The sequence below is a fragment of the Haloleucobacter ellipsoideus genome, assembly GCF_052491725.1.
Map to the genome: position 1 here is coordinate 316,486 of NZ_JBQWAR010000021.1, position 12,233 is coordinate 328,718.

Here is a 12,233-nt window from a genome sequence, read left to right on the forward strand (position 1 = left end):
GCCGGAAATGCCAAGAATTAACGCCCCCTCTCTCGTTCCATCAGGGTCGAACGGTGCTGGCCCTGCCTGTTGCGCCACCCCAGCCACGCTGTGCATCAGCCAGAGGGATGTTGAGAGATGTCATTGCTGTCCCGCTTTTTCCTTGCCTCGACAGTTTCGATCGCGACCCTTGGTTTCAGCGCGCCGGTCAGCGCGACTGATGGCGCGCAGGTGCTCAAGAACAGCTGCGCTTCCTGTCATGCTGAAGACGCAAACGGGAAGCTGGAGCGCATCGATTCGGTGCGCAAGACCCCCGAGGCATGGGACATGACCGTGGTGCGCATGATGCGCAATAACGGCCTTCAGCTCACCGATGAGGAGCGTGTGGAGGTGGTGCGCCACCTGGCCAACACGCGCGGCCTCTCGGTGGAGGAAACCGCGCCCTGGCGCTACATTCTGGAAAAGGAGCCGGTCGCCCAGGACCAGGGCCCCAGCCAGCTCATGACCGAGACCTGCGGGCGCTGCCATTCCTATGCCCGCGTCGCCCTCCAGCGCCGCACGCCGGAAGACTGGAAGCATCTCATCAACTTCCATCTCGGCCAGTTCCCCACCATCGAATATCAGGCCATGGCGCGTGACCGCGACTGGAAGGGCATTGCCGAGACCCAGATCGCCGATTTCCTGGCCAAGACCTATCCGCTGGGAGAAACCCCGGCTGCCGCAGGTGACCTCTCCGGGGAATGGGTTGTGTCCGGCCGCCAGCCGGGTGTGGGCGATTATGACGGCACGCTCACCATCAGCAAGGATGGTGAGGACTATGACGCGGTGATGGTGCTGGATTATCCCGATGGCCGGCGGACCTTCAAGGGGAATGCGCGCGCCTTTGGTGCTGGTGAATGGCGCGGTGCGCTCTCCGATGGCAAGACGGAAATCCGTCAGGTGCTTGGCCTGAAGAAGGATGGCACGCTGGAAGGGCGCTGGTTCCATGCCGATGAGGATGTGGTGGGCGGACGCATGGCGGCCGTGCGGGCCAATGAGTCCCCGCGCATTCTCTCCGTCTCGCCCTCCTATCTGAAGGCGGGTGAAACCCGGCAGGTGACGCTGACCGGCATCGGCCTTTCCGGCAAGCCGGTTCTGCCGAAGGGCATCACCGGAAAGGTTGTCAGCGCCACGGACAAGAAGGTGGTGCTGGAGCTGACGGCGGGCAAGGTGCTCGGCCCGGTGGAGCTGGGCATCGGCAAGCTGGAGGCGCCGCAGCCGCTCATTGTCTATGACAAGCTGGACCGCATCACCGTGGTGCCGGAAGTGGCAATGGCGCGCATTGGTGGTGCCGGAGGCCCCATTCCCAAGGTGCCCGCCCAGTTCGAGGCCGTGGGCTGGATGAAGGCGCCCGACGGGAAGGGTGAGGACATTCTCGTCGGCACCTTCCCGGCAAGCTGGACCATCGACAATTTCAATGAAGAGGCGGAGCGGATGGAGGACGCGAAATATGCGGGTTCCATCAATGATACCGGCCTGTTCACCCCGGGCGATGCCGGCCCCAATCCGGCCCGTCGGATGATGGCCAACAATATCGGCAACCTGAAGGTGATCGCCACCGTCAAGGAAGGCGGCAAGGACCTGCAGGCCGATGCGCACCTCTATGCCACGGTGCAGCGCTTCGTCGACACCCCGATCCGCTGAGGTTTGTCATGGGAGCACTCACCCTTATCAGGCACAATGCCCATCGGATGGATGTGGATGGCCGGGCCATGCTGATGCATGTGCCCACCACCAGCCTGTTCGAGCTCGATCGCACCAGCCGCGATGTCTATGACCTGTTCCGCAGCCATGAGGCGGTGGACAGCGCGCTGATGCAGCAGCAGCTGGGCGCGCACCACACCAGCGAAACCCTGGTGGACTGTCTCCAGAGCTTCCTCGATCTCGACATCGTGCGCGATGCCGGGGAAGCCGAGCTGCCGCGCCCCATCACGAAGGTGGAGGAGATTCCGCTCTCCACCATCATTCTCAACGTCAATACCGGCTGCAACCTCGCCTGTACCTATTGCTACAAGGAAGATCTGACCACCCCGGCCAAGGGTGAGAAGATGCAGTTCGATACGGCTGTGGCCTCCTTCGAGCTGCTGCTGAAACAGGCGAAGGACCGGGACCGGGTGAATGTGGTGTTCTTCGGCGGCGAGCCGCTGTCGAACTATGCGCTCATCAAGCAGGTGGTGGCCTATGCCGAGCCGCGCGGGCGGGAAGAGGGCAAGGTGGTGGATTTTTCCCTCACCACCAATGCCACCCTGCTCACCGAGGAGATGGTGGACTGGTTCAATGCGCACCGCTTCGCCCTCACCGTTTCCATGGATGGGCCAAAAGCCCTGCATGATGCCAACCGGCGCACGGTGGGTGGCAAGGGCACATATGATCTGGTGGCCCGCAATGTGAAGATGCTGCTGGAGCGCTACACCGCCCGCCCCGTGGGGGTGCGCGTGACGCTGACGCGCGGTGTCACCGATGTCATCGCCATCCACGATCACCTCAAGCATGATCTGGGCTTTGCCGAAGTGGGCTTCGGCCCGGCCACCTCCGGTCCCATCGCGGTGTTCAATCTGGATGACGGCGCGCTGAAGAAGGTGTTCGAGGACATGAAGACCCTCGGCCGCCATTATGTCGAGGCGGCCTGCAGGGGGGAGAATATCGGCTTCTCCAACATGCACCAGCTGCTCACCGATATTGCGCAAGGCACCAAGAAGGCCGTGCCCTGTGGCGCCGGACTGGGCATGCTGGCGGTGGACAAGAGCGGGGAACTGCATCTGTGTCACCGCTTCGTGGGCTCGAACGAACCCACTTATGGCAATGTCGAGACCGGCATCAATGTGCCCAAGCTCGCCGCCTTCATCGAGGGCGCGCAGGACCGCAGTGAATATGGCTGCCGCACCTGCCACATCCGCTCCATCTGTGCGGGCGGCTGCTATCACGAATCCTACGCGCGGCAGGGCGATCCATTCGCCCCTGTCTACCACTATTGCGACCTGATGCGGGACTGGGTGGATTTCGGCATCGAATCCTATGTCCGCATCATGCGCGCCAACCCCTCCTTTTTCAGTCGTCACATCGAGCCCAGGAGAGCCAAGGCATGAAACATCTCATCCCTGCGAATGCAAAGGCCAGGGCCTTCGTGGAGGCCCATGCGGAAGGCCGCGAGGAAGAAGTGCGGGCCATGAACTCCCTGGTGGGCTGCACCACATCCTTCGATCCCGGCTGGGAAGTGGACGCCTTCGGCGCGCTCTCCAACCTGTGCCAACCCATGGAGGCGGACCTGTATGGCTGCGCTGATCCGTGCTGGTGGCCAGCCCAGGTGGCCGACACGCTCAACACCTATCCCGACTGGTCCGACGGCGCCGCCAATGTGATGGATGACTGGCGCAATCTCCAGTCCGTGTTCCCGCGCTCGAAAGGTTGAACGAGATGCGCAGAAAGCTGCTTCCCCTCGCCAGCGCCGGGCTGTGTGTGGCCCTTGCGGCCCCGGTCTCAGCGCCCGCCTTTGCGGATGAATATATTCTGGCCCCCGCCCGTCCCAACCGGCTGGTGCTGGTCAATACCGACAAGAAGAAGGTGGAGAAGGTCATTGAAATAGAGGGCGCCGGCCCGGCACCCATCGTGCCTGTGGTCGCCCCGGACAAGAGGACCGCCTATGCTCTCGCCAATGGCACGGAGAGCGTGTTCAAGATCGATCTCGACAGCGGCAAAACCGTGGGCCGGGCCGATATGAGCCATGACAATGAACGGGTCAAGGGCCTGTTCGGCATGGATATTTCGCCTGATGGCAAGACGCTGGTGGTGTATCAGTCGCCGGTGAAGAAGGAGCTGTCCCACTTCGAGCCCCAGCCCACGCGCCTCGCCTTCTATGATACCGAGACGATGAAGCTGAAGCACACGCAGGAGGCTCCGCGCCAGATCACCCTGCTGATGTATTCCGAGGACGGCAAGAAGATCTTCGGTGCCGGCCGCGAGATGCATGTGTTCGATGGTGAAACCGGCAAGAAGATCGACGAGATGCCGATCCAGAGCTGGGATGTGGATGCCCGCAACAAGCCGGACGTGCTTGCCATCTGGAGCCAGCATGAAAATTCCGGGATGATGACCATTCCCTTCTACTCCAACCTGAAGGGCAAGGCGGAGGATGACCCCGAGGCGTGGAAGACCGGCCTGCTGACGCTCGACCGCAAGACCGGCAAGATGAAGATGCGCGATGTGGAGAACATGGATGTGTTCTACTTCTCCACCGCATCCAGCCCGGACCACAAGCGCGCTTTTGGCGCCTATAATGTCCTCCAGTCGTTCGATCTGGAAACCGGCAAGCCCATCAAGCGGGTGCCTTTGCCGCACAGCTATTATTCGGTCAATGTCAGCAAGGATGGCAAGACCGTGTGGCTCGGCGGGGCATTGAGCGATCTTGCCGCCTATGACACCGAGACGCTGGAGCGCAAGGGGCAGGTGGATCTTCCGGACGGGACGTCGATGTCCCTGGGGTCGGTCCGGATGTTCTCGCGGGATAACTGAGGGCGACGCATTGCAGACTGTCACAGTCGGAGTGATCGATAGTGGAGGGCCGGCGGCCGGGATGGAAGGCGCGCTCGCCTTTCTCCCAGATGGCGGCACCAGCCCTGCCTTGCCGGATCGCCTTGGCCATGGCACTGCGGTTGCACGCACAATCATGCGGGCCTGTGCGCAGGCCCGCATCATTCATGCGCAGGTGTTCGAGGACCGGCCGGTGACCACCACCCTGCAGGTGGCCGCGGCCCTGCGCTGGTTTGCCCGTGCCGAGCAGGGGGAGCGGGTGGATCTCGTCTGCCTCAGTCTCGGTCTGGCGGCGGACCGCGCGCCGCTCCGGGCAGCCTGCGAGGCCGTGCGCGAGGCCGGCATCATCATGGTGGCGGCGCATCCGGCACGCGGCGCGCCCTGCTATCCCGCGGCCTATGAGGGGGTGATTGCCGGCACGGGCGATGCCCGCTGCGGGTGGGATGACCTCTCCCAGCTTGGCCCGCGCCTGTTCGGCGCCTGGTGCAATTCCCCCGAGCAGCGCGAGGCGGGCACGCGGGGATCGGTTCTGGGCGGGGCCAGCCTCGGCTCGGCGCGTGTGGCCGGGCATATTGCACAGGATATCAGCCTGAATGGCCATCCGCACACGCCGGAGATGGCCATCGCCCGCCTTTCCGCCCTTGCCCGCCATTTCGGAGCGGAACGGAAGAAGGCCGGCTCCACCGCGATGGAGGGGGAATAGAATGGCCTTCATCCCCTGACCTGACGGGTGCTTCTCCCTCGCTCTTCGATCGCAGGATGCCACATGACAGCACAGGCTCCCATTGTCCCCACCGGCACATTCGCCCTGCGCTGCGCCAGCCTTGTCTCGGGCGTGCTCTTCGGGCGCGAGACGGCGGAGTGGATGAAGCCGGTTCTGGCGCGGGCCATGCCCGGGGTCGGACTGGTGCTGGCAACCTCCCTGCTGGCCGCTGCTCTCGGGCTGGCCGTTCCCATGCTCACCATGGCGCTGATCGATCAGGGGATCATGGCGCGGGACCTGTCCGCCCTGTTCTTCTGGGCCGCAATGAGCTTCCTTGCCGGGCTGGGATCGGTGGGGCTGGGCATGGTGAATTCCATGCTTCATCTGCGGGCATCGGTGCATATGCTGGCCGAGTTGCGGGCCAGCGTCCTTTCGGCTGCCCTGCATCAGGATCCGGCCCAGCCACCCATGCCGCTCGGCGAGGCGGCCGCGCGTATCGATGGCGATACATCGGAAATCCAGCGCTTTGCGTTTGACTCGGTTCTGGTGGCGGTGGGGGCCATGTTCCGCCTTGTGGGTGGCGTGATCATGATGGCCTCTCTGGACTGGAGGCTGGTTCTGCTGCCGGTTCTCACCGCGCCGCTCGAACTGGTGTTTCTCGCCTGGGCCCGGCGCACCACCACCCATCATGCCGAGGTGACGCGGGAGATCCGCGGGGGGCTTTCATCGCACATGATGGAAAGCCTTGCGGCCACCTCCATGCTGCGCAGCCTCAATGCGACACCCTTGAGGGTGAACGATTTCAGGCACCGCCAGAACGGACAGGTCACAGCCCTGATGAAACAGCGGCTGTGGAACGATACCGTCTCATCCATCAGCCAGATCATCACCGCCGTGACCCGAACGGGCGTTCTGCTTTATGGCGGCTATCTCGTATATCTGGGGCAGTGGCAGATCGGGGCGCTGGTCGCCTTTCTTGCCTATACCGGCATGATGACAGGCCCGTTGCGCAACATGCTGGGGCTTTATCATGCGCAGGCCCGCGCACAGGTGGCGATGCGCCGCCTTTCCGGCGTGGTCGGCATGGCGCGCGCCCCGCAGCCCGGCGCGCCGGCGCCGGAGGTCGGGCAGATCGTGTTTCAGGAGGCGCGCGCCCGTCATGGCCAGCATCTGCCGGTGAGCTTCACCCTGCGCAAGGGCGAGCGGGTTCTGCTGGATGGTCCTTCGGGCATCGGCAAGTCACGCCTCATGTCGCTGCTCACCCGTGCGGCACCGCTGGAATGCGGGCATGTGAAGCTGGGCGGGCAGGATGTGGGCCGCCTGCGCCCGGAGGGGCTGGCCGAATGCATCACCCATATCGAGCAGCGCCCTGTCATCCTGCATGGCACGCTGGCGATGAATCTGCGCATCGCCGCCCCGCTGGCGGAGGCGGCGGCCCTCTGGCATGTCCTGAAACTGACAGATCTGGAGGACTGGGCCCGCCAGCGTCAGGGGCTGGAAACCCGGCTGGGGGAGGCGGGGCACGATCTTTCCGGCGGCCTGCGCCAGCGCATCGCCCTGGCTCGCGCCCTTCTGCGCCCGGCTCAGGTGATGATCCTCGATGAAAGCTTCTCGGAAATCGATCCGGCTTCCTGCCGTCTCATTCTCTCCCGGCTGGAAGAGGCGTTTCCTGAACGGACGATGATTTTCATCGCCCATTCAGGTCCGGTCCGGGAGAGGGCCTTCACTCAGCGGATCACCCTTTCCTCTTCCGCCCCGGTCTTGCGCAGATCACGCGGCGAGACGCCGATGAGACGGGACAGGGCGCGCGAAAAGGCGGTCTGGTCGGAATAGCCGAGCAGCAGGGCAATCTCGCTCATCGGCTTCTTGGAGCGCACCAGCAGCGCGAAGCCCTGAATGCGGCGGCACTCATCCAGCAGTTCCTGGAAGGACTGCCCCTCCGCCGCCAGACTGCGCCGCAAGGTGCGCTCGGACATGCCGAGCAGGCGCGCCACCTTTTCCTGGCCGATGCTCTCGCGCCCGATCAGGCGCATGATCTGCTCCCGCACCCGGTTCGCCACCGGCGCATGACGACGCTGCGTGGCGAGGGCCTGATCGATCAGGCGCATCATCGCCGGCTCAGGCTGGAGCGGCGGCTCCACCCGTTCTGCCGAAAGGGCGCGCCGGGAGATGACGATGGCGTTTTCATCCTGCATGAAGCGGGGTTGCAGGCCCAGCCGGGTGGCCATGCCGCGCGGGTCGAGATCCGGCTGATGCTCGAAATCGACAGAGCGGATCGCTTCCTGCGGAATGGCATATTGGCGGGCAATGCCATTGACGAGGCCGAGCGTCAGTTCCGCATCACAGCGGCGCGGCCAGATGCGCGCATCCAGAAGGCGATAGGAAAAACGGGCGAAGTCCTCCTCAACGGAAAAGGACACATCCGTATGCGACTGCAACAGGGGAAAGCCATGCACGAAAGTGCGCAATGCCTCACCAAATGTCTGGCAACTGCTGATGGCCTTGCCCAGCTCTCCCAGCCAGTTGAGGTTGATGGCCTCGCCCTTGTTCCAGAAATACATCGCGTTTCCGCATTCTGGACGCAGATATTCCAAGGACTTCACGAAGGCCGTGAGTGGTACCATTTCCCTTTTACTGGTCTGGGCGACAGACGTGCTTACAGGACTGCCCGGCAGGTCGCCGCACAGCTCAACAAACACGTCTCTGGAAATCAGCGACGTATCCATATCTTCATCTCGAATGCTGAGCCGGGAAACCATCAGTTTATAGTTATGGGCGTCCCAACTCAAATTCCTCCAATGAAAGGAAAGCCCAAACGGCGCTGTGGTTCAAGCTCGAAACTCAGGCAGGAGATGACGTTTTTCTCCGCAGAATGCTGGAATGGCGCCGCTCTCCCGCATTTCCCCAGATTTTTCATGTATTGAAATACCATCCGGTGCCGGGTCGGGGGGCACGGCGTCGCGCCATTGCTGCGATGCACCATGGCGCTGCCGACTATTTCATCATGAGAAACAGGGCGTGCAGAGAACGGCTGGTCAAAACCACGTGCAATGCAGCAGCGGGCGGGGCAGGTCGGCAGAAAGAAGATTGCACATCCGGCCAAATTTTTTCCTTTCCCCGGAAAAAAACGCTTTTGGCCGGATTCATCAAGAATCGCGCATGGGAATGCAGGAAGATCGAACTCCCTGTGCGCCGGCCCTGGCCATTGCGCGGGGCCATTCACCGGGAAGGCCGGGGGCATGCCTTCCGCCTCTTCCGGCAACAGCAATTGCTTTTGGGGAGTTTACGCATGCCGGATTTCAAGCTTCTGATCGGGGGTCAGCTGTGTGAGGGTGCAGGCACGATGGAGGTGCTGAACCCGGCCACGGAGGAGGTTCTGGCCGTTGCGCCCCGTGCCTCCGGGGAACAGCTTGATGCGGCTGTGGCGGCCGCGAAAGCAGCCTTTCCCGCATGGGCGGCGCTGCCGATCGAGACCCGGCGCGAGAAGATCATCGCCCTTGCTGACAGGCTGGAGGAGCGGGCCGACGAATTTGCCCGCCTGCTGACCCAGGAGCAGGGCAAGCCTCTGGCCGAGGCGGCGGGGGAGATCGCCTATAGCTGTGCCTTCATCCGCCATCTGGCCACCTATGATCTGCCGGAAAAGATCATCGAGGATAATGACAAGCGCATCGTGCGCCAGTTCCGCCGCCCGCTGGGCGTGGTGGGGGCCATCATCCCGTGGAACTTCCCCATTCTCATCATCGCCTTCAAGGCGCCCTTCGCATTGCTGGCCGGCAATACGCTGGTGATCAAGCCTTCGCCGACCACACCGCTCACCACCCTGCTGCTGGGCGAGATCATTGCGGACATCTTTCCCGCCGGTGTCGTCAATATCATCACCGACCTGAACGATCTCGGCGCGCGCCTCACGAGCCATCCGGATGTCGCCAAGATTTCCTTCACCGGCTCCACCGCCACCGGGCAGAAGGTGATGGCGGGCGCGGCCGGCACCATCAAGCGCATCACGCTGGAACTGGGTGGCAATGATGCCGCCATCGTGCTGCCGGATGCAAACCCGGAAAAGGTGGCCTCGGGCCTGTATTCCGGCGCATTTCTCAATGCCGGGCAGGTGTGCCTCGCCATCAAGCGCGCCTATGTGCATGACTCGATCTATGAGGAGGTCTGCGCCCATCTCGTGCGGCTGGCGGAAGATGCCGTGGTGGATGACGGGATGAAGCAGGGCACCACCATGGGCCCGCTGCAGAACCGCATGCAATATGAGAAGCTCCAGGAGTTTCTGGCGGATGCCCGGAAGGAAGGGCGCATCATCGCCGGCGGGCAGGTGGAGGACAGGCCCGGCTATTTCATCCGCCCCACCATCGTTGCCGATGTGGATGACAGCGCGCGCATCGTTTCCGAGGAGCAGTTCGGCCCCATCCTGCCGGTGGTGCGCTTTGATGATGTGGACGAGGTGCTTGCAAACGTGAATGCCGGCCCCTACGGCCTCGGCGGCTCGGTCTGGGGTGAGGATCGCGAGCAGCTCCGCCATGTGGCCCGGCGCATGGAGAGTGGCACGGTCTGGATCAACAAGCATCTCGATTTTGGCCCCAACATGCCGTTTGGCGGGGCCAAGCAGTCCGGCATCGGCGTTGAGTTCGCCGAAGAGGGGCTGGCGGAATTCACCCAGATTCAGGTGATCAACGAAGCTCGCTGATCATCTGGATATGACCCGCGCCGGCGCGGGTCATTCATATGGAAACATCCTGTTTCCCTTATTGTCCCCAAGAGCAGTTCACTCCGGGCCTTCCTGCCCCTGAAGAGTTTCATGCATTGTTTCAGACCCTTGCGGAAATGTTCCGGTTCATCCTTCCGGACACGATGAGGGGGCGGGAAGGTCCATTTTTGAGGATGTGCCGGGCAAGAACCAGAGGGCGGAGCATTCCGCCCTTTTTGCCGTTCGCGCCTGCAGGCCGATGCGTCATCCATGCCCGGCGCAAACGCCGCATGTCTTCGACAAGATCTCACAAGGGCAAAAGGCGCAAACACATGCAGCTCCTCATCCCGGTGGTGAAGAGGGGCATGCCTGTGCTGTGTGAACGCCGGATGGTGAAGATGACGAACAGGATGGCATTCGTTTCAGCGCGCCCTATAAGCAGGGAACCCACATCGGCGAGATGAGTGATCCATGGCAGGGCGAGACCGTACGATCAATGTTCTGAAACTGTTCACGCTGGAGCATCCAGCCTGGACTGTCGAACAGGTGGCCGAAGCGATGGAGGTCTCGGTCAGCAGTGCATATCGCTATATAGCCTCCCTGATGGAAGCTGGCCTTCTCACCACCGGCCGTGACGGGGCTTATGTGCTTGGCCCAGCCATTATCCAGTATGACCGGCAGATCCAGCTGACCGACCCTCTTCTGGCTGCGGCCGAGCCGGTGATGACCGACATATTGCACTACGCCCCGCCGGATTCCGTCGTGCTGTTGTGCCGGCTTTTCAAGGATACCGTGCTGTGTATCCATCAGGTGGCCCATGCCTCGCCGGCCATGGTGGAAGTGAGTTATGCGCGCGGCCGGCCCATGCCGCTGTTTCGTGGCGCGACATCCAAAATCATGCTGCCCTATCTGCCGCTGCGCGATCTCAAGCGCCTGTTCGCGACCTATGCAGATGAAATCCGTCTGGCAGGTCTTGGAGGGAGCTGGGAAGAGTTCCGCAAGAGCCTTTCCGAGATGCGCAAACAGGGCCACGCCATCACCCATTGGGAAATCGACCCTGAGCGCATCGGTATCGGGGCCCCTGTTCTTGATGAAAACAGGAGGCTTCTGGGCAGCCTCAGCTATGTCATTCCGCGCTCCGGAATGGACGCTGCGGCACGGCTCGCCCCCTTGCTTGCCGCCGCGGCCCGCGAAATTGAGGAACGCATTGGAAAATGACTGATTTCCCATATGTCGAGATATTGAAATATCATTTTCTATAAATTTTCGCATATTTTGCGAAAATTGTTGACTTTGAGCGAAATCAAAATCATCCTTCCTCAACAAAACAGGGAGGACGTTCGATGACCGCTGCCATCAAGGCTGGCGCCTATCTGCACCATATGGCTTTGCTCAGCGCTGATCCTGAAGGGCTGGCCCGCTTCTATGCCGATGCGATGGACATGGAGATGCGGCAGGAGGGGGATGCCTATATTTGTGAGGGCCCGCTTCGGCGCATGCTCTTCCTGAAGGGCGAAAGCCGCACGCTCGGCTATGCCGGGTTTGGCTGTCGTGATGCGGAAGGGCTGGCCGGTATTCGTGAGCATGCCCTGCGCGCGGGTGTTGAGCTGTTGCCTTCGCCCTCTCCCTTCTTTGGGAAAGAGGCTTTCGCCGTGCGGGACAGCGACGCCAATCTCATCATTTTCGGACTGGCCGCACAGGATCCCCGGCGTGAGGGCATTCGTGGCCCCATCCAGCACCTGACCCTGGCATCGCAGGACCCGGATGCGATCGAGCGCTTTTATGTCGAGAAGCTCGGCTTCCGCACCAGCGACTATGCGCGCGCGGAAGACGGGCGCACCCTCGCCGTATGGACCCGCTCCAATCACGAGCACCATACCCTGGCCTGTTTCCGGCGGGGGCGGCAGGGCATCGACCATTTCAGCTTCGAGGCCGGGGACTGGAGCGTCATCAAGGACTGGTGCGACCATATGGGCGATCGCCGCATCCCGATCGTCTGGGGGCCCGGCCGTCATGGCCCCGGGAACAACCTGTTCATTTTTATTGAGGACCCGGACAGGAACTGGATCGAAATCAGCGCTGAGCTTGAGGTTGTCTATGATCGCCCGAGCCAGACCTGGCCTGCTGAAGACTACACGCTGAACAAGTGGGGCAAGGCCATCTATCGCGACTGACGGGCCGCGCCAAAAGCTTGAACCTCAAATGATGAACCACCCGCGTGGCTGGAGCCGCGTCAGGCCCGGCCCTGGCGCGTGTCCGCGCACGGCTGTTGCCCGGCCACGCCCGGTTTCC

Annotated in this window: 11 protein-coding genes; 9 read left to right on the top strand and 2 right to left on the bottom strand. The window is 62.5% G+C overall.

Annotated elements, in window-relative coordinates:
- Nucleotides 1-117: 117 nt before the first annotated feature.
- The 6 genes from peaA to ACT6QG_RS15905 all read left to right on the top strand — a co-directional run bounded on the left by peaA (nucleotide 118) and on the right by ACT6QG_RS15905 (nucleotide 7,081).
- Nucleotides 118-1,662: a quinohemoprotein amine dehydrogenase subunit alpha gene (gene peaA / locus ACT6QG_RS15880; RefSeq protein WP_444978560.1), complete on the top strand. Its 1,545-nt coding sequence runs from the start codon at nucleotides 118-120 to the stop codon at nucleotides 1,660-1,662.
- Nucleotides 1,663-1,670: 8 nt separating this feature from the next.
- On the top strand, nucleotides 1,671-3,104 hold the full coding sequence (gene peaB, locus ACT6QG_RS15885; protein ID WP_444978561.1) for a quinohemoprotein amine dehydrogenase maturation protein: 1,434 nt from the start codon (nucleotides 1,671-1,673) through the stop codon (nucleotides 3,102-3,104).
- On the top strand, nucleotides 3,101-3,427 hold the full coding sequence (qhpC, locus tag ACT6QG_RS15890) for a quinohemoprotein amine dehydrogenase subunit gamma (RefSeq protein ID WP_444978562.1): 327 nt from the start codon (nucleotides 3,101-3,103) through the stop codon (nucleotides 3,425-3,427). The genes peaB and qhpC overlap by 4 nt, the downstream gene beginning before the upstream one ends.
- A gap of 5 nt (nucleotides 3,428-3,432) precedes the next feature.
- Nucleotides 3,433-4,527, top strand: coding sequence for a quinohemoprotein amine dehydrogenase subunit beta (peaD, locus tag ACT6QG_RS15895; RefSeq protein ID WP_444978563.1), 1,095 nt, complete (start codon nucleotides 3,433-3,435; stop codon nucleotides 4,525-4,527).
- Between the two features lie 31 nt (nucleotides 4,528-4,558).
- On the top strand, nucleotides 4,559-5,248 hold the full coding sequence (gene qhpE / locus ACT6QG_RS15900) for a subtilisin-like serine protease QhpE (RefSeq protein ID WP_444978564.1): 690 nt from the start codon (nucleotides 4,559-4,561) through the stop codon (nucleotides 5,246-5,248).
- A gap of 63 nt (nucleotides 5,249-5,311) precedes the next feature.
- A complete protein-coding gene (locus ACT6QG_RS15905; protein ID WP_444978565.1) occupies nucleotides 5,312-7,081 on the top strand; it encodes an ABC transporter ATP-binding protein in 1,770 nt (589 codons plus the stop codon).
- Here ACT6QG_RS15905 and qhpR read toward each other — a convergent pair.
- On the bottom strand, nucleotides 6,976-7,974 hold the full coding sequence (gene qhpR, locus ACT6QG_RS15910) for an AraC-like transcriptional regulator QhpR (RefSeq protein WP_444978566.1): 999 nt from the start codon (nucleotides 7,972-7,974) through the stop codon (nucleotides 6,976-6,978). The two genes, ACT6QG_RS15905 and qhpR, sit on opposite strands and share 106 nt — an antisense overlap.
- 59 nt (nucleotides 7,975-8,033) lie before the next feature.
- Nucleotides 8,034-8,510 carry a hypothetical protein gene (locus ACT6QG_RS15915; RefSeq protein WP_444978567.1) on the bottom strand — a complete coding sequence of 159 codons (477 nt, stop codon included), beginning with the start codon at nucleotides 8,508-8,510 and terminating at the stop codon, nucleotides 8,034-8,036.
- A 27-nt stretch (nucleotides 8,511-8,537) separates the two neighbouring features.
- Between ACT6QG_RS15915 and ACT6QG_RS15920 the strand changes: the two genes are divergently transcribed.
- The 3 genes from ACT6QG_RS15920 (at nucleotide 8,538) to ACT6QG_RS15930 (ending at nucleotide 12,115) form a co-directional block, all read left to right on the top strand.
- Entirely contained in the window at nucleotides 8,538-9,941 is a 1,404-nt protein-coding gene (locus ACT6QG_RS15920) for an aldehyde dehydrogenase family protein (protein WP_444978568.1), read from the top strand.
- 471 nt (nucleotides 9,942-10,412) lie between these two features.
- Complete coding sequence (locus ACT6QG_RS15925; protein WP_444978569.1) at nucleotides 10,413-11,159, top strand: IclR family transcriptional regulator; 747 nt, start codon at nucleotides 10,413-10,415, stop codon at nucleotides 11,157-11,159.
- Between the two features lie 125 nt (nucleotides 11,160-11,284).
- The gene (locus ACT6QG_RS15930) at nucleotides 11,285-12,115 is read left to right on the top strand and encodes a VOC family protein (protein WP_444978570.1); all 831 of its coding nucleotides are present in this window, start codon (nucleotides 11,285-11,287) and stop codon (nucleotides 12,113-12,115) included.
- The last annotated feature ends 118 nt before the right edge of the window (nucleotides 12,116-12,233 follow it).